Source organism: Acidimicrobiales bacterium (genome assembly GCA_016716005.1).
Lineage (GTDB): Bacteria > Actinomycetota > Acidimicrobiia > Acidimicrobiales > JADJXE01 > JADJXE01.
Map to the genome: position 1 here is coordinate 2444616 of JADJXE010000001.1, position 20876 is coordinate 2465491.

A 20876-nucleotide genomic window follows, 5' to 3' on the forward strand; every position below is an offset into this window, starting at 1 on the left:
CACACCCTCTCCGTAGGGTCGACGCATGGCACGAGTGCGGACGACCTACCGGTGCGGTGCGTGCGGGACCGCGACGCCGAAGTGGGCAGGCCGGTGCAGCGGGTGCGGCGCCTGGGGTGCCCTGGTCGAGGGGCCCGACACGGTGCTGGGCGGTCCGACCGTCGCCAGCGGTGAGGCCGCCATGCCCGTCACCGAGCTCGACGAGGGTGGGTCCGTGGCCAGGGCCACGGGGATCGCCGAGCTCGACCGGGTGCTGGGCGGGGGGCTCGTGCCCGGGTCGGTCACACTGCTCGGCGGCGAGCCCGGCATCGGCAAGTCCACGCTGCTGCTGCAGGTGGCAGGGTCGGTGGCCGCGCGGCGTGAGCCGGTGCTGGTCGCGTCCGGTGAGGAGTCCGCAGGGCAGGTGCGGCGGAGGGCGGAGCGCCTCGGCGCGCTCCACCCCTGCCTCTGGGTCGCAGCCGAGGGCAGCGTCCCGCGGCTCCTCGCCCACGTCGACGAGCTGCAACCCGCGCTGGTGGTGGTCGACTCCGTGCAGACCCTCGCCGATCCCGAGGTCGCCTCCGCCGCCGGCTCGGTCGGCCAGGTCACGGCCTGTGCGGCGCGGCTCGTTGCCGAGGCCAAGGCCCGCGGCCTGGCGGTGGTGATGGTCGGGCACGTCACCAAGGACGGCGCGCTGGCGGGCCCTCGCGTGCTGGAGCACGTGGTCGACACCGTGCTGTCCTTCGAGGGCGATCGGCACCACGCGCTCCGGCTGATCCGGGCGGTGAAGCACCGCTTCGGCCCCACCGGCGCCCTCGGCGTGTTCGAGATGGCCGACGAGGGGCTGCGGGCCGTGCCCGACGCCAGCGGGCTGTTCCTCGCCGACCGGCAGGCGGGGGTCCCCGGGTCGGTGGTCGTGCCCACCATCGACGGCAGCCGGCCCCTGCTCGTCGAGGTGCAGGCGCTGGTGGCGCCGTCGGCGCTCGGCACCCCTCGCCGCTCGGCCCAGGGGGTCGACGGGGGCCGCCTGGCCTTGCTCCTGGCCGTTCTCGAACGCCGGGTCGGGCTGTCGTTCGCGACCGCCGACGTGTTCGCCTCGGCGGTGGGCGGGGTGCGCCTCGTCGAGCCGGCCACCGACCTGGGCCTGGCCCTGGCCCTGGCGTCGTCGGCCCTCGGCCGGCCGGTTCCCCACGACGTGGTGGCCTGCGGCGAGGTCGGGCTGGGCGGCGAGCTCCGGCAGGTGGTGCACACCCCCCGCCGGCTGACGGAGGCGGCCCGGCTCGGCTTCCGCTGGGCGATCGTGCCCGGCACGGCCGTGACCGGCTCGTCGGGCCTCGAGGTGATGCGGGCCGACGACCTGGCCGGCGCCGTCCGGCTGTGCGGGCTGCTGGGGCCGTTGGTCGACGGTGTCGCGCACGACGGCTGGCCGCCAACCGATGGCGGCGAGGGCCGGGCCGCCACGCCGGGGTGGGCCCTGCCGCGGTCGGCGGCGTGAGCACCGGCGGCGAGCGTGCGCCCGTCGCCGGCCCCCGTTCACGAACTACGATGCCGTCGTGGTCACCAGGCGGCCTCGCCTCCTCGAGGCACTGGCGGTGGTGGCGCCCGGCACCCCGTTGCGCGAGGGCCTCGATCGCATCCTCCAGGCGAACATGGGCGCGCTGATCGTCGTCGGCGACGGCCCCGACGTGCTCAACATCTGCTCGGGCGGCTTCCTGCTCGACGCCGCGTTCAGCCCGCAGCGCCTGTCGGAGCTGGCCAAGATGGACGGCGCCATCATCCTGGCGGCCGACGCCAGCCGCATCGCCCGGGCCAACGTGCACCTGGTCCCGAACCCCAACGTGCCGACCTCGGAGACCGGTACCCGCCACCGCACCGCCGAGCGGGTGGCCCGCTCGATCGACGTGCCGGTGATCTCGGTGTCCGAGGACATGTCGGTGATCGCGGTGTACATCGGCGACCAGAAGCACCCGCTCGAGCCCATCCCACGACTGCTCGACCGAGCGAACCAGGCCCTCCAGACCCTCGAGCGCTACAAGAACCGGCTCGACTCGGTCGCAGGGTCGCTGACGGCGCTCGAGGTCGAAGACCTCGTCACCGTCCGCGACGTGTGCGACTGGCTGCAGCGGGCCGAGATGGTGCGGCGCATCTCCGACGAGATCGAGAGCTACATCGTCGAGCTGGGCGTCGACGGGCGACTGGTGCGGCTGCAGCTCGAGGAGCTCCTGCGCGGGGTCGACGACGATCGGAGGCAGGTCATCAAGGACTACCTGGTGATCGAGCGCCGCACCGCCGACGAGGCCCTGGCCGACCTCACCGGGCGCTCCACCGAGGATCTGCTCGACACCCGCCAGCTGGCCGGGGTGCTCGGCCTCCGCGGCGTCAACGCCGACCTCGATGCGCCCCTCCAGCCTCGCGGCTACCGGCTGCTCGCCAAGATCCCCCGACTGCCGGAGTCGATCCTCGACCACATCGTGCGGCGGTTCGGCAACCTGCAGAAGATCATGCGAGCGACGATCGACGACCTCGACGACGTCGAGGGCGTGGGCGACACCCGCGCCCGGGCGATCAAGGAGGGCCTGTCCCGTCTCGCCGAGGCGAGCATCCTCGACCGGTACAGCTGATGCGCGTCACCCTCCCCTCCGGCACCCCCGCCGAGCTGGCCCTCCCCGCGGGGACACCCGATCGGGGCCTGGTGGTGGCTCCCGACATCATGGGGCTGCGGCCCCTCTTCGACCAGCACTGCGCCCGGCTGGCCACCGAGCACGGATGGGCGGTGTGCGCGCCCGAGCCCTTCCCCGGCGCCGAAGACCTGGGCATCGACGACCGCTTCGAGCTGATCAGCCGGTTCTCCGACGACGACAAGCTCCGCGACCTGGTCGAGGCGGCCGACGCCACGGGGTGCAGCACCGTCGGGCTGGTCGGCTTCTGCATGGGCGGCATGTACGCCCTCAAGGCATCCCGTCTCGGCTTCTTCCACCGGGTCGTGGCCTTCTACGGGATGATCCGCGTGCCGGTGGCGTGGCGCGGCATCGGCCACGAGGAGCCCCTCTCGTGCGTCTCGCACCACGGCGCGTCGCCGGTGCTCGCTCTCGTCGGCGAGGCCGACCCGTGGACCCCGCCCGAGGACGTGGCCGAGCTCGAGCGGGCCGGGGCCACGGTGGTGCGGTACGCCGACGCCGAGCACGGGTTCGTCCACGATCCGGCCAGGCCGGCCCACCGGCCGGACGACGCCGCCGACGCCTGGTCCCGCGCCGTCGCGTTCCTCGCGTCGTGACTCGGTGCGGCCCGGTCCGCGGCCTCAGCGGGCCCGCTGGGTGAGCTTGCCCCGGTCGAGGATGCGGTAACGGCGGTCGGCCTGCTCGATCCACCCGAGCCGCACGAACGAGGCGATCGCCTTGTTGACGCGCTCGCGCGACGCACCCACCAGGCCGGCCAGCTCCTCCTGGGTGATCGGGAGCTGGAAGGCGTCGGCGTCGCCGGCCAGCTCGAGCAGCCGCTTGGCGGTGCGTCCGGTGACGTCGAGGAAGACCACGTCGGCCAGGGCCTCGTCCATCGATCGGAGCCGACGGGCGAGCAGCGCGACCACGCCCCAGAGTCGCTCGGGGCGCTCGGAGAACACCGAGCGCACGGGGCCGTAGGGGATGGCCACCACCCGCGAGGTCTCGAGGGCCCGCGCCGCCGCCGACCGCCCGAGCCCGTCGAGCAGCCCCATCTCGCCGAAGAGGTCGCCCGGCTCCATGAGGGCGAGCACCGACTCGCGGCCGTCGGGGGAGCGGTTGGCGACGGCGATCCGCCCGGCGGTCACGACGAACAGCTCGTGGGGCTCGTCGCCCTCCTCGAAGAGCACGTCGCTCCGCCGGAGGGTCCGCTCGGTGGAGCTCGCGGCGATGCGTTCGAGCTCTGCTGGCTCGAGCGCCGAGAGGAGCTGCACGCCCACCAGGAGCGACACGTCGACCATGGTCGCGGGATCGTACCGGGCCGGCGCCTCTGAGCGTCCCGGGGGTCGAGTTGAGGTGCACCCTCGCACTCCGTACCCTTGACCTTCGGTAGTCCCTCGAGCCACCCAACCCGGGAGCAGCATGCCGTTCGACGTCGGTGACAAGGTCGTGTACCCGCACCACGGTGCCGCCGTGATCGAGCGACGGGAGCGCAAGGTCGCATTCGGTCAGGAGCGCGACTACTTCGTGCTGAAGCTCGCGTACGGCGACCTCACCCTGATGGTGCCGATCGACAACACCGACGAGGTCGGGCTGCGCGAGGTCATCAACGACGAAGAGGTCGAGGAGGTGTTCGCGGTCCTCCGCAAGAAGGAGGCCCGGATGCCCACGAACTGGTCCCGCCGGTTCAAGAACCACGTCGAGAAGCTCAAGTCGGGCGACATCTACCAGGTCGCCGAGGTGGTTCGGAACCTCTCGCTGCGCGACAAGGACAAGGGGCTGTCGGCCGGCGAGAAGCGCATGCTCTCGAAGGCCCGCCAGATCCTCGTGTCCGAGCTCACCTTCGCCATCGGGGTCACCGAGGAGGAGGCCGAGCGCCGCCTCGACGAGGCGCTCTTCTAGCCGGGTCGCGCCGGCCCGCCGATCCCGGCCCGCCGTGCCCGCCCCGCTCGACCTCGCCGGGCCCGTGTGGGCCGTGGTGGTGGCCGGTGGCTCGGGCGCACGCTTCGGGGGCCCCAAGCAGTACGAGCGCCTCGGCGACCGGCGGGTGCTCGACTGGTCGCTCGACGCGGTCCGGGCGGTCGCGGTGGGCGTGGTGCTGGTGGTGCCGCCCGATCGGGCCGGCGACCCCGAGGTGGGCGCCGACGCCGTGGTGCCGGGTGGTGCGACCCGCTCGGAGTCGGTCCGGTCGGGTCTCGCGGCGGTGCCCGTCGAGGCCGCGGTCGTGGTCGTGCACGACGCCGCCCGTCCGCTCGCCCGTCCCGAGCTGATGCACGCCGTCGTCGACGCGGTGCTGGCGGGTGCCGACGGGGCGGTGCCCGCGCTGGCCGTCACCGACACCGTGAAGGTGGTGGGCGGCCGCCCGGGCGACGCCAGCCGGCCGGTGCTCGCCACCCCCGACCGCGACACCCTGGTGGCGGTGCAGACGCCGCAGGCGTTCCGTGCCGGGATGCTGCGGCGGGCCCACGCCGACGGCGCCGAGGCGACCGACGACGCCGCCCTGGTGGAGGCGCTCGGTGGCAGGGTGGTGGCCGTGCCCGGTGACGTCGCCAACCGCAAGCTCACCACGCCGGACGACCTCGACCGGGCCCGAGCCCTGGTGGCGACGGCGGGTGGACGATGAGCGGGCGCGTGGGCATCGGCTTCGACGTCCACCCCTTCTCGGCCGACCCCGGCCGACCCCTGGTGCTCGGGGGCGTCCGGTTCGACGGCCCCGGCCTGGCCGGCCACAGCGACGCCGACGTGATCGCCCACGCGGCCACCGATGCGCTGCTGGGTGCCGCCGGCCTGGGCGACATCGGCGTGCACTTCCCCGACACCGACCCGCGCTGGGCCGGCGCCGACAGCGTGTCCCTGCTCGCACAGGCGGCCGCCCTCGTGCGTGGAGCCGGCTGGACGCCGGCGAACGTCGACTGCAGCGTCGTGCTCGATGCGCCGCGGCTGGCCGCCCGGCGTGGGGAGATGGAGGCGCACCTCTCGGCAGCCGTGGGCGCACCGGTGACGGTGAAGGGCAAGCGTACGGAGGGGGTCGGGGCCCTCGGCCGTGGGGAGGGCGTGGCCTGCTGGGCCGTGGCCCTGGTGGAGCGGGCGTGAGCCCGGCCGAGCCGGGCAAGGGCGGGGGCCCGGCCGGTGGCCGCGGCCACCCGTCCGGGCGATCCTTACCCGGCGGGTCGGGCGGGGGCCGGGGGGCGCAGGGTCGCGGCGGGTCCGGCGGTTCCGGCGGGTCCGGCGGGAGCCGGGGGGCGCAGGGGCGCGGCGGGTCCGGCGGGTCCGGCGGGGGTCGGGGGGCGCAGGGGCGCGGCGGGTCCGGCGGGTCGGGCGGGGGTCGGGGGGCGCAAGGTCGGGCTGGCGCCGCCCGGGGTCGGGAGGGCCGGGGGGCCGGCGCGCCGGCGAGCCGCGGGCCCCGGGGGCTCGGCGGCGAGCAGGTCGAGGGCCGTCAGGCGGTGCGCGAGCTGCTCCTCGCCGGGCGGCGCCGGACCAGGGAGGTCTGGCTGGCCGACGACCTCGATCGGGCGGCGATCCTCGACGACATCGTCGAGCTGGCCCGAGAGCTCCGCGTGCCCGTCCAGCGTGTCCGCCGCGGCCGGGTCGAGTCGGCGGCGCGCACCGACGCCCCCCAAGGCGTGATCGCGTTCGCGGCCCCACTCCCCGAGGTCGACCTGGACGAGCTCGCCGCCGCCCCGGGTGCCGGCGGGGCGCCGCCCTTCCTGCTGCTGCTCGACGGCATCACCGACCCCGGCAACCTCGGGGCGATCCTCCGCAGCGCCGAGGGCGCAGGCGTGAGCGGAGTGGTGCTGCCCCGACACGGTGCCGCGCTGGTCACCGCCACCGTCACCAAGGCGGCCGCCGGTGCCGTCGAGCATCTCCCCCTCGCCGTCGTCCCCGGGCTGGCGAGCGCCATCCCCCGCCTCCAGGCGAGGGGGCTGTGGGTCGTGGGGCTCGACGCCGCTGCCGATCGCACCCTGTACGAGATCGAGTGGGTCGACGGCCCGGTCGCCCTCGTGCTCGGGGCCGAGGGGGAGGGCCTCGGCCGGCTCGTACGGCAGCGCTGCGACGCAGTGGCCGCGATCCCCCTCCGCGGCCGGCTGACCTCGCTCAACGTGGGGATGGCCGCGGCCGTGGCCTGCTTCGAGGTGGCCCGCCGCCGGGCCTGACGCACCGGATCGCCCGCCGCCCGCCGGCCACCGGCCTCACGGGGTTCGCGGCGCGTCGGTTCGGGGGCCGGCCCGCCCCGAGGTGACCTCGCGCTGGTGCGTGATCGAGCGGTGCAGGGGCCGGAAGCCGAGGCTGCGGTAGAGCTGGGCCGCACCGTTGGGGTTGTCGGCGTCGACGCCTATGGCGGCGTGGGTGAAGCCGGCCCCGGCGAAGGCCCGTAGCGACGCGGCGATGAGGGCCGACGCCACGCCCCGGCCCCGCCACTCCCGCACGGTGCCAAGGTTGTCGATCCAGCCGTCGCGTCGCCCGAGCAGGGTCTCGTCCTCGGGGTAGTGGCTGTTCAGGCTGTGGCCCACGACCCGGCCACCGGCGAGGGCGACGAAGCTGAGGTCGAGGCGGGTGCCGTAGCCCTCGACCCACTGGCGCCAGCTGTCGGCGTCGGTGGGCGTCGAACCCCAGTGGTCGCTGAAGGCCGCGTTCTTGGCCAGCCTGACCTCCTCGTCGAGCGCCCGGTCCCACGGCACCAGGTCGACACCGTCGGGCACGGGCGCGCTCGGGGGCGCCTCCAGCGTGCGGAGCAGCTCCTCGAACCAGCGCACGGGCGTGAACCCGAACCGCGAGTACAGGCGGAGGGCATCGGCCTGCCACTCGTAGGCGTCGACGCGCAGGTACGCGGGGAGGTGCTCAGGGCCGGCCACCAGCTGCTCGGTGCCGCGGGCCACGAGCCAGGTCATGAGGGCCGATCCGACCCCCGTCCCGCGGTGCTCGGGGGCGACCGTGCCGAACAGGTACGCCCGCTCCAGCTCTTCGCCGGAGGGCCGGTGCCACACCCGGCCCCAGCCGACGACCTCGCCGCCGGCGATGGCGAGCCGGGCGTCGGTCTCGGGATCGAAGTGGGCCTCGGCCAGCTCCTCGTCGACCTCGTGCCGCGACAGCACCCGGGGCACCCGGTCGTGGGCCTCCGACCGGTGGACGAGCTCCCAGATGCGAGCGGCATCGGCGGGCGACACGGGCTGCAGCTCGAGCTCCACGCCGGAGAACGGTAGGCCCAGTGACGGGCGGCCGGGGCACAGGCCCCGTGAGAGCCCGAGGTGGGACTCGAACCCACGACCTGACGCTTACAAGGCGCCTGCTCTGCCGGCTGAGCTACTCGGGCGACGGCGGACCACGAAGCGTAGAGGGTCCCGCAGGGCCGCCACCCGCCGGTCCTCATCGCGGTGCCGGCGTGTGAGGCGGCGGCGGCGCGATGGAGGCTGGAGGGACCGCATGGGCGCGCGCTGGGCCCGTCTGGGACGCCGTGGACGCGATCGAGAGCAGGGCGGCGGGGCCCGTCCCGGGGTGGGGGTGCTTGTATCGCGCAGGCGAGGCGGGCAGGCTGTCCGGCAATGGCACTGAGCGAACGCGACAAGGCCATCCTCGACTTCGAGCGCTCCTGGTGGACCGAGCCGGGGCCCAAGGAGGCCGCCATCCGGGAGCGGTTCGAGCTCTCGGCGGCGCGCTACTACCAGATCCTCGGCGAGCTGCTCGACACGCCCGAGGCCCTCGCCTACGACCCGCTGGCGGTGCGCCGCCTCCGCCGCCTGCGCGACCGGCGCCGTCGGGCCCGCTTCGAGGGCTCCTCCGTCGGCCAGCCACCGGCCCGATGAGGCGCAGGTGAGCACCACCGGGTCGGGCTCGGGCGGGGAGCGGCCGCTGGCCGGCGGTGCGGCGCGTGGCATCGCCCTGCTCGTCGTGGCCGTCCTCCTCGGCTTCCTGCTGCTGCGGGCCGCCTTCGACGGCGGGGGCGGCGGGTCGGCGTCGGGCGACGACGTCGATCGCACCACCACCACCGCGGAGCCCGACACCACCGACACCACCGAGGCCCCCACCACCACCCTCGCCGAGCCCCGCCCGCCCAACGAGGTGAAGGTGCTGGTGGCCAACGGCTCGGGTACGCAGGGGGCGGCGGCCCGCACCGGCGACGCCCTCACCGCCCTGGGCTACACGGTGGTGGGCGCCACCAACGCGCCCGCCAACGTGGCGACCACGTCGATCTACTACGCCCAGGGCTACAACGCCGACGCGCTGGCCATCGCCACCGCGCTGGGGGCCCCCGAGGGCGCGGTGTCGCTGATGCCCAACCCCCCGCCGATCCCCGATCTCGCGGGTGCGAACGTCCTCATCGTGCTGGGGCCCGATCTGGCCACGCCGGCCTAGCGGCCCGGGCGCCCGCCGCCGCCGGCGCGCGCCGCCCACCCGGGCTGGGCCACCATGGTGCGGTGCGTGTCGTCGCCGCCCTCGACAAGTTCCGAGGCACCGCCACCGCGGCCGAGCTGGCCGCGGCGGTGGGCCGGGCGGCGTGGGACGCGGGTTGGGACTGCGACGAGGCGCCGGTGGCCGACGGGGGTGAGGGCACCCTCGACGTGCTGGGCGGGGCGAACCGCACCACCACCGTGATGGGTCCGCTCGGCGATCCGGTCGACGCAGGCTGGCGGCTGGCGAAGGGCACGGCCGTGATCGAGATGGCCCGAGCGTCGGGCATCTCGCTGGTGGGCGGGCCCGAGCACAACGACCCCGTGGCGGCGTCCACGCACGGTACGGGCGAGCTGGTGTCGGCCGCCCTCGAGGCGGGGGCCAAGCGGATCATCGTGGGCGTCGGCGGGTCGGCCAGCACCGACGGCGGCCTCGGCGCGCTGCGGGCGATCTGGCCACCCCACCGGCTGAAGGGGGTCGAGCTGCTGGTGGCCTGCGACGTGCGGCTCCGGTTCGTCGACGCAGCCGAGGTGTTCGCCCCCCAGAAGGGGGCCACCCCCGCGCAGGTGGAGTTCCTGAAGCGCCGGCTCGAGCGGCTCGCCCAGGTCTACGTGGAGGAGTACGGCGTCGACGTCCGCGGGCTGGACGGCTCGGGCGCGGCCGGCGGGCTGGCCGGTGGCCTGGCTGCGGTGGGTGCCCGGCTGGTCCCCGGGTTCGAGCTGGTGGCCGACGAGCTGCACCTCCCCGACCTCGTCGAGGGCGCCGACCTGGTCGTGACCGGCGAGGGCTACCTCGACGAGCAGTCGTTCGACGGCAAGGTGGTGGGCGGCGTGGCCGAGCTGGGCGCCCTGTGCGGGGTCCCCGTGCTGATCGTGGCCGGCGACGTGCAGGAAGGCCTCGACCCGGGGCTGCCGGTGGTGTCGCTGGTGGCCCGAGCCGGCGTCGAGCGGGCGATGCGCGCCACCGCCCGGTGCGTGGAGGAGGTGGTCGCCGACCACCTCCGTCACCTCCGCTGACGCCGATCCGGCCCTGCGCCCGCCGCTAGGCCCGCCGGGAACGGCTGAGGAACCAGCGCACCACGAGGTAGGCGACCAGCACCACCAGGCCCAGGCGGACCACGTTCCAGAACACCCCGGCGACCCAGCTGGCCGCCTGCAGCACGAGCAGCAGCACGAGGGCCACGGCGACGACCAGCAGCACGATGGTGCCCCCCGAGGGGGGAGGTCGCTCGTCGGGAGCCACGCGGCGCAGCGTAGCGAGGGCGTACCGTACGCAGGCATCGGGCGGTGCCCGGGGGAACGGGGGGAGATGCCATGACCGACGATCTCGCGGCCCTGGACGCCACGGGGCAGGCCGAGCTGGTCCGCAGCGGCCAGGCCAGCGCCACCGACCTGGTGGAGGCGGCCATCGCCCGCATCGAGGCGGTGAACCCCACGCTGAACGCGGTGATCCACGAGCGCTTCGACCGGGCCCGTGAGGAGGCCGCGGGCGAGCTGCCGGACGGGCCGTTCCGCGGGGTGCCGTTCCTGCTGAAGGACCTGGGCGCCAAGATGGCCGGCGAGCCCTACCACGCCGGCACCGTCTTCCTGAAGGAGCTCGGCTGGCGGGCCAGCGCCGACACCTACCTGGTGCAGCGGGTCCGTGCCGCCGGCCTGGTGATCGTCGGCCGCACCAACACGCCGGAGTTCGGCTCGACGATCACCACCGAGCCGGTGGCCCACGGCCCCAGCCGGAACCCGTGGAACACCGAGCACTCCACCGGCGGCTCGAGCGGCGGGTCGGCGGCGGCGGTGGCGTCGCGGATGGTGCCCGCGGCCCACGCCAACGACGGCGGCGGCTCCATCCGCATCCCGGCCAGCGAGTGCGGCCTGGTCGGCCTCAAGCCGTCGCGGGGGAGGGTGTCGCTCGGGCCGGACCTCGGCGAGGACTGGGCCGGCTTCACGATCGACGGCAGCGTCACCCGCACCGTGCGCGACACCGCCGGGCTGCTCGACGTGCTGGCCGGTCAGATGCCCGGTGACCCGTACATGGCGCCGCCCCCGGCGCGGCCCTTCCGCGACGAGGTGGGGGCCGACCCGGGGGCGCTGCGCATCGGGCTCCAGCCGCTGAGCGAGGCCGCCGGGATCGAGACCCACCCCGAGTGCGTGGCCGCGGTGGAGGCCGCCGGGCTGTTGCTCGAGGGTCTCGGTCACCGGGTCGAGCGGTCGCACCCGAGCGGCATGGACGACGACGGCCTGGTGTCCCACTTCGTGAACGTGCTGGCCGTGTCCCAGGCCCGGGAGTTCGAGCGGTGGGAGGAGGCCATCGGTCGCCCGGTCGGCCCCGACGAGGTGGAGCCCGGCAACTGGATGTACGGCGAGCTCGGGAAGGGCATCTCGGGCCCGCAGTACGTGGCGTCGATCGAGTGGCTGCACCGGTGGAGCCGGCGCATCGCGTCGTGGTGGCACGACGGGTTCGACCTGCTCGTCACCCCGACGCTGGCCGCCCCGCCCCCGCGCCTCGGCGAGCTGAACGACCCCGACCCGGGTGTCGCGCTGCTGAAGGTGGCCTCCCTGCTGCGGTTCACGCCGCAGTTCAACGTGACCGGGCAGCCGGCGATCTCGCTCCCGTTGCACTGGACGGCCGACGGCCTGCCCGTGGGGGTGCAGCTCGTGGCCGCCTACGGCCGGGAGGATCTGCTGCTTCGGGTCGCGGCCCAACTCGAGCGGGCGGCCCCGTGGGCGGCGGACGTGCCGCCGGTCTCGGCCTGACCCCGCCGTGTCGCCGGGCCCTCGGGGCCGTGTCGCCGGGCCCATCGGGTCGCGGCGCCGGGCCCTCGGGGTGTGTCGCCGGCGGGGTGATCGACCTCAGGCCGAGCGGCGGCGGTACGCCGGTACCCCCACCAGGGGTGGCCGCTCGTCGGTGCCGACCACCAGCGGGTCGGCCCCGGGGCGCAGGAGGGCGGCCCCGGCGGGGTCGGTGCGGGCCAGCCCGGCCCGGCGCAGGGCCGTGTGCAGCACGGCCAGCGCCTGGGGCGAGAGCTCGACCAGCGGCCGGTTGCGGTGGATGCGGACACCCAGGTCGACCTGGGCGATGGCATCCACCCCGAACCGGTCGGCCACGTCGACGAGCAGGCCGAGGTCGACGCCGTAGCCCTCCACGAAGGGCAGGCGCTCCAGCACCTCGCGACGGCCGGCGTACTCGCCCGAGAGCGGCTGGACGATGCCGGCCAGGTGCGGGAAGAGCAGGGAGATCAGGGGGCGGGCGACCAGCTCGGTCACCCGCCCGCCCTCGGCTCGGCCCTCGCCCACCGGGCGCTCGTAGTACCCCTTGACGAAGCCGATCTCGGGCACCGTGAGGAGCGGGCCCAGCAGGCCGACCACGAACTGGCTGTCGAAGTTGGTCACGTCGGCGTCGCACCACGCGATCAGCTCGCCGCGGGCGGCGTGCACCGACTTCCAGAGCGCCTCGCCCTTGCCCGAACCGGGTCCCAGCTCGGGCAGCACGTCGCTGGCCTCGACCACCGTGGCACCGGCGGCGGCCGCCACCGCGACGGTGTCGTCGCGGCTGGCGTCGTCGACCACCAGGATCTCGTCGACCAGTCCCACCCGGTCGACCAGCGCCTCGCGGATCGCCGCCACGATCGTGCCGACGGTGGCCTCCTCGTCGCGGGCCGGGAGGCACACCGACACGACCCGGCCCCGCTTGGCCTCGGCGAGCGCCGCCGGGTCGAACTGGCCGTGGTGGAACGACCGCGCCCCTGCCGTCTTCACGCCCTCATGGTCGCACGCGTCGGGCGGAGGTCGGACCACCGCCGGGCCGATAGGCTCGCGCCACCATGAGCGTCACGGTCCGCATCCCCACCACCCTCCGGCCGATCACCGGCGGCGCGTCCGAGGTCGCCGTCGAGGGCGCGACCCTGGCCGAGGTCCTGGCTGCGCTCGACGCTGCCCATCCCGGCTTCGGCGACCGCCTCCTAGACGAAGACGGCAAGCTCCGGCGGTTCGTGAACGTGTTCGTCGCCGACGAGGACGTGCGGTTCCTCCAGGGCCTCGACACGCCCGTGGCCGACGGCGAGACCGTGTCGATCATCCCGGCGGTCGCCGGCGGCTGAACGCCGGCGACCGCCGCGACGGCCGCCCTCAGCTCGCCAGCGCCGCCAGCAGCTCGGCTCGGGGCGGCCCGAGCGGCGGCTCCGGTGCCCGCTCGTGGCGCTGCCCCCACACCTCGAGCACCCTGGCCGCCACCACCGGGTCGTGCATCAGGGCGTCCGGCAGCGCGAGCAGGTTGAACGACCGCACGAAGGCCCGGAACACGTCGGGATCGATCCGGGTGGCGGGCAGCAGCCCGTCCTGCACGACGGAGCGCTGGAAGGCGGCGGCGTCGCCCTCGGCGTGGGGCTCCTCGCCCCGCGCCGCGGCCTCGGCGGCCGCCCGGGCCTGGGTGTCCTGGGCGACGGCGGCCCGGTACCAGGGCACCACCTGCTCCTCGGTGGCGGCGTCGAAGGCCAGGGCCAGGGCCAGGGCGTCGCTCGGGTGGGCCTGCAGCGACTCGGCCAGCAGGTGCGCGTGCACCATGGCGAGGGAGCAACCCCGCCCGTAGAGCGGGTTGGTGCACACCCCGGCGTCACCTACCGCGGCCACGCCCAGGGCCACCGGTCGGCCGTCGACCACGAAGCGGCGGAGCCGGTTCAGCAGGCCGGCCATCAGGTGCACCTCGGTGATCGCCTCGGCCCGAGCGGGGTCGACCCACGGGGCGGTGGGGCCCAGCAGCGCGGCCGTGGCGTCGAACGTGGCCGCGTCCTGCAGCCGGGAACGCAGCTCGGTGTCGGCGGTGGGGGTGGCCAGGGTGACCGAGAAGGTGTCGTTGTCGCCCTGGAACACGCCGTACTTGAGGTAGCCGAGGTCGCCCCCGATCGGGCCGTCGCGGGGCGGGAGGCCGGCGCCCGGCCGCAGCCGGTAGAAGCGCGACAGATAGACGATGCCGGTGTCCTCGACCTGCTCGGGCACCGGTGCGGCGCCCACCTCGTCGAGCCACGCGGGCAGCGTCGACCGCCGCCCGCCGGCCACCACCACCAAGTCGGCGGGCTGCACCGCGACCTCCCCGTCGCCCCGGACCCGGACCCGGACCCCGGTGATGCGGGGCGGGTCGCCGGCCTCCGCCCCCAGCCCCTCGACGGCGACCCCGTCGAGCAGAACCACGCCCGGCTGGGCCAGCACCGCCCGGCGGAGCACCCACTCGAAGGTGGTGCGCCGGCAGGCCAGGGCCACGAGGTCGTCGTCGCCGGGGCGTGGGCCGCGCTCGGCGATGGTGGGCGGCAGCAGCTCGGCGAAGCGGATCTCGGTGGCGCCGGCCTCGAGGAGCGCGTCGAGGACGTCGGGGTGGTGGTCGCGGAGCAGGTTCCGGAGGCGGGCGAGCAGGGCGTGGGAGTGCCGCACCTGGGGGGCGCCCCGGCGGTCCCACCAGAAGGCCTCGTCGGCGCTCGACGGCATGGGTGTGGCGTCGCGCTCGAGGAGGGTGACCTGGTGGCCTCGGCGAGCCAGCGCCAGCGCCGATCCGAGACCGGCCACACCCGCTCCGACCACCGCCACCTGCGCCATGCCCGCTCCCCCCTGATCGGCGGCTGCGGCCGACGGGGGCACCATACCGGCAGGGCGCTTCGTGCGACCACGGGGACCGACCGGGTTGCGATCGTCGGCGCGGCGTGGTTTCCTGTTAGCACTCTAGGCAAGTGAGTGCTAACCGAGACCGGTCGCCCAACGGAGGGAAACCGAATGCCGAAGATCATCGCCTTCGACGAGGAGGCCCGCCGCGGGCTCGAGGCCGGCATGAACAAGCTGGCCGACGCCGTCCGCGTCACCCTCGGCCCCAAGGGCCGCAACGTCGTGCTCGAGAAGAAGTGGGGCGCGCCCACCATCACGAACGACGGTGTCTCCATCGCCAAGGAGATCGAGCTCGAGGACCCGTACGAGAAGATCGGGGCCGAGCTGGTGAAGGAGGTCGCCAAGAAGACCGACGACGTCGCCGGCGACGGCACCACCACCGCCACGGTGCTGGCGTGGTCGATGGTGCGCGAGGGCCTGCGCAACGTGGCCGCCGGCGCCAACCCGATGAGCCTCAAGAAGGGCATCGAGGCCGCCGTCGAGGCCGCCGTCGAGTCGGTCAAGACCCTCGCGGTCGACGTCGACTCCAAGGAGCAGATCGCCCAGGTGGCCGCCATCTCGGCCGCCGACGAGGAGATCGGCCAGATGATCTCCGAGGCCATCGACAAGGTCGGCAAGGACGGCGTCATCACCGTCGAGGAGAGCCAGACCTTCGGGATGGACATGGAGCTCGTCGAGGGCATGCGCTTCGACAAGGGCTACATCTCGCCCTACTTCGTCACCGACCCCGAGCGCATGGAGGCCGTCCTCGAGGACGCCTACCTGCTCCTCGTGGGCTCGAAGATCTCCGCCGTGCGCGACATGCTGCCGGTGCTCGAGAAGGTCATGCAGTCGGGCAAGCCGCTGGCGATCATCGCTGAGGACGTCGAGGGCGAGGCCCTCGCCACGCTGGTGGTCAACAAGATCCGCGGCACGTTCAAGTCGGTGGCGATGAAGGCGCCGGGCTTCGGCGAGCGCCGCAAGGCGATGCTGCAGGACATGGCCATCCTCACCGGCGGCCAGGTGATCACCGAGGAGGTCGGCCTCAAGCTCGAGAACGTCACCCTCGACCTGCTGGGCCGGGCCCGCAAGGTGGTCGTCACCAAGGACGAGACCACGATCGTCGAGGGCGCCGGCTCCGAGGACGACATCAAGGGCCGGATCAACCAGATCAAGGCCGAGATCGACAACACCGACTCCGACTACGACCGCGAGAAGCTCCAGGAGCGCCTGGCCAAGCTGTCCGGCGGCGTGGCCGTGCTGAAGGTCGGCGCCGCCACCGAGGTGGAGCTCAAGGAGAAGAAGCACCGCATCGAGGACGCGGTCAGCACCACCAAGGCCGCCATCGAGGAGGGCGTGGTGCCCGGCGGCGGCGTGGCCCTGCTGCGCTCGCAGACGGCGATCCTGAAGCGGGCCGAGAGCCTGAGCCCCGACGAGGCCACGGGGGCCAAGATCGTGGCCCGCGCCGTCGAGGAGCCGCTGAAGCAGATCGCGGTGAACGCCGGCATGGAGGGCGGTGTGGTGGTCGAGCGGGTGCGCTCGCTCGAGGGCGCCGCCGAGGGCCTCAACGCGGCCACCGGCGGCTACGAGGACCTGGTGAAGGCCGGCATCATCGACGCTGCCAAGGTGACCCGCTCGGCGCTGCAGAACGCGGCCTCGATCGCGGCGCTGTTCCTCACCACCGAGGCCGTCATCGCCGACAAGCCCGAGGAGAAGGGCCCGGCCATGCCCGGTGGGGGCATGGAGGACTTCTGATCCTCACCACGTCGTGTGCGCCAGCGGGCGGCCTCCGGGCCGCCCGCTGCGCGTCCCGTCCCGCGTCGGTACCGTCGGTGCCATGACCGAGCCGTCCCTGCATCCCCTCTGCGAGCCCCTGGCCGGCCTCGTCGGCACCTGGGTGGGCGAGGGCTCCGGGAGCTACCCCACGATCGAGCCCTTCCGGTACCGGGAGGAGGTCCGGTTCTGGCACGTGGGCAAGCCCTTCCTCGCCTACGCCCAGCGCACGTGGGATCCCGACACGGGCGCACCCCTGCACGCCGAGGCCGGGTACTGGCGGCCCGTGGCGCCGGGCCGCGTCGAGCTGGTGATCGCCCACCCGACGGGGGTGACCGAGCTGGCCGAGGGGACGGTGGCGGCCGGCCGGATCGACGTGGAGACGACGGCCGTGGGTCTGTCCGGCACGGCCAAGGAGGTGCGGGCGGTGGCTCGCACGGTCGACGTCGACGGCGACGACCTGCGCTACACGTTGCGGATGGCCGCGGTGGGCGTGCCCCTCACCCATCACCTGGCGGCCGAGCTCCACCGGACGGCCTGAGCCGCCCGCAGGACCGCTGGGTCGACCCCGTAGCCTGGTCCGGTGGGTCGGGGGCGCTCGGAGACGGTGCTCGTGGTGGAGCTGCGGGGCGAGGGCGCGCCGCCGCGCCGGGGCGCCGACGAGGTGGCGGTCGAGGAGCCCCTCGAGATCCGCCTCGACGACCACCTGGTCGGCACCACCCTGCGCACCCCCGGCCACGACTTCGAGCTGGCCGTGGGGTTCCTCCACGGCGAAGGCCTGCTGGCCGGGGCGCCCGTCCGGGACGTCCGGTACTGCGCGACCGGTTCGGCGGTCGACACCGGCTTCAACGTGGTCACCGTGGGGACCGGCGGCGATGCGGCCGCCCCCACGCCCCGTCTGACGCCGATGACGGCCTCGTGCGGGCTGTGCGGCTCGACCACGCTGGCCGACCTGCAGGGCCGGCTCGCGCCGCTGGAGGGGCTGGCGGCCCTCGCGCTCGACGTGCTGGCCGGCGTGCCGGAGCGGGTGCGGGCCGAGCAGCCGCTCTTCGAGCGGACCGGCGGGGTCCACGCGGCCGCCGCCGTGGACGCGCGGGGCGAGCCGGTCGTCGTCCGCGAGGACGTCGGGCGCCACAACGCCGTCGACAAGGTGGTGGGCCGCCTCCTGCTCGACGGCCGGCTGCCGGCGTCGTCGCTGGCCCTGTTCGTCTCCGGCCGGGCCGGCTTCGAGCTGGTGCAGAAGGCGTGGGCGGCCGGCTTCGCGGCCATGGTGGCCGTGGGGGCGCCCTCGGCCCTCGCGGTGCGGGCGGCCCGGGCCGCCGGGCTCCCGCTCGCCGGCTTCGCCCGCGAGGGCCGCCTCAACGTGTACGCCCCGTCGCCCGCCTGAACCACGCGGCCCGGTCGGCATGGCGGGTCGCGCTTGCCTCCGGGGCGTCGCGTGGCGTAGGAGCAACGGGTGGCCCGCTGGAACCCGAGGCTCTGGGCCGGCCTGTCGCCCAACGGGCTGGGCCGCCAGAAGCCCGACCACTACCGCGACATGGCCCGCGCCGCGTGGGACAACCGCGCCCACCCCCGCTACGCCTGGAAGGTGCTCTCGCAGGGCGTGTGCGACGGGTGCGCGCTGGGTGTGGCCGGCTTCCACGACTGGACCATCGAGGGGGTGCACCTGTGCACCACCCGGCTCGCGCTGCTCGAACTGAACACCGCCGACGCCTTCGACCCGGCGCTGCTGAGCGACGTCGGCCCGTTGCGGGGGCGCCGCTCCGACGAGCTGCGGCGCCTGGGCCGTCTCGGCCACCCGATGCGTCGCCGCCGGGGCGAGCGGGGCTTCCGGCGCATCGGGTGGGACGAGGCCCTCCACGGCGCGGCCGAGGCCATCCGGCAGGCGGGAGGCGATCGCACGGCGATCTACCTGACGAGCCGGGGGCTCACCAACGAGACGTACTACGTGGCCGGCAAGGCGGCCCGGGCGATGGGCGTGGCCTCGATCGACTCGGCGGCCCGGGTGTGCCACGCCCCGTCCACGGTCGGCCTGAAGCAGACCATCGGGGTGGCGGCCAGCACGTGCTCGCTCGCCGACGTGATCGAGAGCGACCTGGTGGTGCTCTGGGGCACCAACGTGGCCAACAACCAGCCGGTGTTCATGAAGTACCTCTACCTGGCCAAGCAGCGGGGGTGCCGGGTGGCGGTGGTGAACCCCTACCTGGAGCCCGGCCTCGAGCGCTACTGGGTGCCGTCGAACCTGGAGTCGGCGCTGTTCGGCACCAGGATCTGCGATCTGCACGTGCCGGTGCGCCCCGGCGGCGACGCCGCCTTCGCCGACGCCGTGCTGCAGCGGCTCCTCGCCCGCGGGCTCGTCGACCGTCGCTTCGTCGACGCCCACACCGAGGGGTGGGACGAGCTCGCCGCCCACCTGGCCTCCCAGCCCACGCAGCCGCTGCTCGACGCCGCGGGCCTGACGGCCGGCCAGGTGGAGTCCTTCGTCGACCTCTACGGCTCGGCCGGGTCGGCGGTGCTCGTCTGGTCGATGGGGGTCACCCAGCACCGGGGCGCGGTCGACGCGGTGAAGGCCATCGTGAACGTGGCCCTGGCCCGCGGCAACGTGGGGCGCGACGGCGCCGGGCTCGTGCCGGTGCGCGGCCACAGTGGGGTGCAGGGCGGCGCCGAGATGGGCGCCTATGCCACCGCGCTGCCCGGCGGCATCGAGGTGACGCCCGAGCACGCCGCCGCCCTCGGCGCCCAGTGGGGCTTCGAGGTGCCGGGCCGTCCGGGCCTGACCGCCCCCGAGATGGTGGAGGCGGCCGAGCGCGGTGCGCTGGGGGTGCTGTACCTCGACGGCGGCAACTTCCTCGAGGTGCTCCCCGACCCGCCCCGGGTCGCCGCCGCCCTCGAGGGCGTCCCCCTGCGCGTGCACCAGGACATCGTGCTGTCGAGCCAGATGCTGCTGGACGGCGACGACGTGATCCTGCTGCCCGCGGCCACCCGGTACGAGCAGGAGGGCGGGGGCACCGAGACCACCACCGAGCGGCGCGTGGCCTTCTCGCCCGAGATCCCGCGCCGGGTGGGCGAGGCCCGCAGCGAGTGGCGCATCTTCGCGAACCTGGCCGGCCGGGTGCGGCCCGACCTGGCCGGCCGGTTCGCCTGGCCCGACAACCGTGCGCTCCGGGCCGAGATCGCCCGGGTCGTGCCCGTCTACGCCGGGATCGAGCGGCTCGAGCGCACCGGTGATGCCGTGCAGTGGGGCGGCCGGCACCTCTGCGCCGGGGGTGCGTTCCCGACGCCGTCCGGCCGGGGCCGCTTCAGTGCGGTGGCCGCCGGCCCGGCCGAGCTCCCGATCGGGGCGTTCCTCGTGTCGACCCGGCGTGGGCGGCAGTTCAACTCGATGGTCTTCACCGAGGTCGATCCGCTCACGGGGGCGGGCCGCGACGCCGTGTACATGGACCCCGACGACGCCGCCCACCTCGAGCTCGAGCAGGGCGACCGGGTGCTGCTGCGCTCCGACGTGGGCGAGCTGGCCGGCCGCATCCACCTGGCCCGCCTCCCCAGGCGGACGCTCCAGGTCCACTGGCCCGAGGGCAACGTGCTGATCGCCGCGGGCCCGGCGGCGCGCGAGCCGTCCAGCCAGGTGCCCGACTACAACGCGGTCGTCACCGTCGAGCGGGGCTGACCCCGGGGGGAGCATCGCCGCCGTCCTGTGCACCGATTCGGTTGCCTGGCGTCATCTGTGGTGCACGGAACGGGGAGCCCGGCCGCCGACGGGTGGAGGAGCCCCGATCGCGCCGATAATGCATGCCTCATGCACTGGTTCCGTCGCGCCGTCCCGGTGGTCGTGGCGCTCACCGCGGTCGCACCGCTCCTCGCCGCGTGCGCCGGCTCCGGCTACCGGTACGTCGAGAACGGCGACGAAGGCGCCTACTTCAAGGTGCCCGACGGCTGGGAGCTGTACGAGGTCGACTTCCAGGACACCCTCCCCACCGATCGGCCGCTGCCCGACGGCGCCGAGCTCGTCGAGGGCCCGTGGCGGGTCGTGTTCGACTCGGCGCCCGACCCGTCGGTGAACCACATCGACGAGCTGCAGCCCGAGCACGTCGTGGGGCAGGCCGAGATCGGGGCCATCCGCACCGACCGCCGGGACACCCTCACCCTGGCCGACCTGCGCTCCCTCGTGCTCGACGGCGAGGCCGACCCGATCGACCTGTACGAGCAGGGATCGACCGACCTCGAGCTGGTCGACTACGAGGAGATCGCCACCGCCGATGGCCTGCGAGGCAACCGCATCGTGGTGAACGTGCGCCTCCAGGGCGACGACTTCGTGACCATCGACCAGGTGGCCCTGGTCGATGCCGCCACCGAGACCTTCTACCGCTTCCTGGTGAAGTGCGACGCCGCCTGCTACCGCGACCACCGGGACCAGATCGACACGATCGTCGACTCGTGGACCGTCGAACCGTGACCGCCC

General features: G+C 74.8%; 20 protein-coding genes, 1 tRNA gene and 1 pseudogene. 16 read left to right on the forward strand and 6 right to left on the reverse strand.

The features are described 5' to 3' along the window. Positions 1-25 precede the first annotated feature (25 nt). Genes radA through IPM45_12110 form a run of 3 tightly spaced genes read left to right on the forward strand, consistent with a single transcriptional unit; the run spans position 26 to position 3253 of the window. Positions 26-1474, forward strand: coding sequence for a DNA repair protein RadA (gene radA / locus IPM45_12100; protein ID MBK9180279.1), 1449 nt, complete (start codon positions 26-28; stop codon positions 1472-1474). Then, entirely contained in the window at positions 1416-2600 is a 1185-nt protein-coding gene (gene disA / locus IPM45_12105) for a DNA integrity scanning protein DisA (GenBank protein MBK9180280.1), read from the forward strand. Before radA ends, disA begins: the two co-directional genes overlap by 59 nt. Further along, on the forward strand, positions 2600-3253 hold the full coding sequence (locus tag IPM45_12110; GenBank protein ID MBK9180281.1) for a dienelactone hydrolase family protein: 654 nt from the start codon (positions 2600-2602) through the stop codon (positions 3251-3253). The genes disA and IPM45_12110 overlap by 1 nt, the downstream gene beginning before the upstream one ends. Positions 3254-3277: 24 nt before the next feature. Here IPM45_12110 and IPM45_12115 read toward each other — a convergent pair whose 3' ends face one another. Then, positions 3278-3937 carry a Crp/Fnr family transcriptional regulator gene (locus IPM45_12115; GenBank protein MBK9180282.1) on the reverse strand — a complete coding sequence of 220 codons (660 nt, stop codon included), beginning with the start codon at positions 3935-3937 and terminating at the stop codon, positions 3278-3280. A 121-nt stretch (positions 3938-4058) separates the two neighbouring features. Here IPM45_12115 and IPM45_12120 point away from each other — a divergent pair, with 121 nt between their 5' ends. From IPM45_12120 to rlmB, 3 genes and pseudogenes are all read left to right on the forward strand, one after another. Then, on the forward strand, positions 4059-4538 hold the full coding sequence (locus tag IPM45_12120; GenBank protein ID MBK9180283.1) for a CarD family transcriptional regulator: 480 nt from the start codon (positions 4059-4061) through the stop codon (positions 4536-4538). Between the two features lie 64 nt (positions 4539-4602). Further along, a pseudogene (gene ispD, locus IPM45_12125) lies at positions 4603-5729 on the forward strand (2-C-methyl-D-erythritol 4-phosphate cytidylyltransferase). 350 nt (positions 5730-6079) lie between these two features. Then, a complete protein-coding gene (gene rlmB, locus IPM45_12130) occupies positions 6080-6790 on the forward strand; it encodes a 23S rRNA (guanosine(2251)-2'-O)-methyltransferase RlmB (protein ID MBK9180284.1) in 711 nt (236 codons plus the stop codon). A gap of 36 nt (positions 6791-6826) precedes the next feature. Here rlmB and IPM45_12135 read toward each other — a convergent pair whose 3' ends face one another. Together IPM45_12135 and IPM45_12140 are read right to left on the reverse strand one after the other, a co-directional pair. Next, on the reverse strand, positions 6827-7822 hold the full coding sequence (locus IPM45_12135) for a GNAT family N-acetyltransferase (GenBank protein MBK9180285.1): 996 nt from the start codon (positions 7820-7822) through the stop codon (positions 6827-6829). Between the two features lie 52 nt (positions 7823-7874). Next, positions 7875-7947 (reverse strand) — tRNA-Thr (locus IPM45_12140). Positions 7948-8176: 229 nt separating this feature from the next. On the opposite strand from IPM45_12140, the gene IPM45_12145 reads away from it, so the two are divergent. The 3 genes from IPM45_12145 to IPM45_12155 are packed head-to-tail and all read left to right on the forward strand — an operon-like array spanning position 8177 to position 10039. Beyond that, positions 8177-8437 (forward strand): DUF3263 domain-containing protein, encoded by a 261-nt coding sequence (locus IPM45_12145; GenBank protein ID MBK9180286.1) that lies wholly within the window; start codon positions 8177-8179, stop codon positions 8435-8437. 7 nt (positions 8438-8444) lie between these two features. Then, positions 8445-8987: a LytR C-terminal domain-containing protein gene (locus IPM45_12150; protein ID MBK9180287.1), complete on the forward strand. Its 543-nt coding sequence runs from the start codon at positions 8445-8447 to the stop codon at positions 8985-8987. A 44-nt stretch (positions 8988-9031) separates the two neighbouring features. Beyond that, entirely contained in the window at positions 9032-10039 is a 1008-nt protein-coding gene (locus tag IPM45_12155; GenBank protein ID MBK9180288.1) for a glycerate kinase, read from the forward strand. A gap of 25 nt (positions 10040-10064) precedes the next feature. Here IPM45_12155 and IPM45_12160 read toward each other — a convergent pair whose 3' ends face one another. Continuing rightward, positions 10065-10265 (reverse strand): hypothetical protein, encoded by a 201-nt coding sequence (locus IPM45_12160; protein MBK9180289.1) that lies wholly within the window; start codon positions 10263-10265, stop codon positions 10065-10067. Between the two features lie 71 nt (positions 10266-10336). Here IPM45_12160 and IPM45_12165 point away from each other — a divergent pair, with 71 nt between their 5' ends. Then, positions 10337-11773, forward strand: a complete 1437-nt coding sequence (locus tag IPM45_12165) for an amidase (GenBank protein MBK9180290.1) — start codon at positions 10337-10339, stop codon at positions 11771-11773. 96 nt (positions 11774-11869) lie between these two features. On the opposite strand, the gene IPM45_12170 is transcribed toward IPM45_12165, so the two are convergent. Beyond that, positions 11870-12775, reverse strand: coding sequence for a glucosyl-3-phosphoglycerate synthase (locus IPM45_12170; protein MBK9180291.1), 906 nt, complete (start codon positions 12773-12775; stop codon positions 11870-11872). 65 nt (positions 12776-12840) lie between these two features. Between IPM45_12170 and IPM45_12175 the strand changes: the two genes are divergently transcribed. Continuing rightward, positions 12841-13116 (forward strand): MoaD/ThiS family protein, encoded by a 276-nt coding sequence (locus tag IPM45_12175; protein MBK9180292.1) that lies wholly within the window; start codon positions 12841-12843, stop codon positions 13114-13116. Positions 13117-13144: 28 nt separating this feature from the next. On the opposite strand, the gene IPM45_12180 is transcribed toward IPM45_12175, so the two are convergent. Further along, positions 13145-14602 (reverse strand): FAD-dependent oxidoreductase, encoded by a 1458-nt coding sequence (locus IPM45_12180; GenBank protein ID MBK9180293.1) that lies wholly within the window; start codon positions 14600-14602, stop codon positions 13145-13147. Positions 14603-14776: 174 nt separating this feature from the next. Here IPM45_12180 and groL point away from each other — a divergent pair, with 174 nt between their 5' ends. The 5 genes from groL (at position 14777) to IPM45_12205 (ending at position 20870) form a co-directional block, all read left to right on the forward strand. Beyond that, positions 14777-16399, forward strand: coding sequence for a chaperonin GroEL (groL, locus tag IPM45_12185; GenBank protein MBK9180294.1), 1623 nt, complete (start codon positions 14777-14779; stop codon positions 16397-16399). A gap of 82 nt (positions 16400-16481) precedes the next feature. Continuing rightward, positions 16482-16958 carry an FABP family protein gene (locus tag IPM45_12190; GenBank protein MBK9180295.1) on the forward strand — a complete coding sequence of 159 codons (477 nt, stop codon included), beginning with the start codon at positions 16482-16484 and terminating at the stop codon, positions 16956-16958. Between the two features lie 42 nt (positions 16959-17000). After that, positions 17001-17804, forward strand: a complete 804-nt coding sequence (locus IPM45_12195) for a formate dehydrogenase accessory sulfurtransferase FdhD (GenBank protein ID MBK9180296.1) — start codon at positions 17001-17003, stop codon at positions 17802-17804. Positions 17805-17954: 150 nt separating this feature from the next. Further along, entirely contained in the window at positions 17955-20084 is a 2130-nt protein-coding gene (locus tag IPM45_12200; protein MBK9180297.1) for a molybdopterin-dependent oxidoreductase, read from the forward strand. A 129-nt stretch (positions 20085-20213) separates the two neighbouring features. After that, the gene (locus IPM45_12205) at positions 20214-20870 is read left to right on the forward strand and encodes a hypothetical protein (GenBank protein MBK9180298.1); all 657 of its coding nucleotides are present in this window, start codon (positions 20214-20216) and stop codon (positions 20868-20870) included. Positions 20871-20876: the final 6 nt, after the last annotated feature.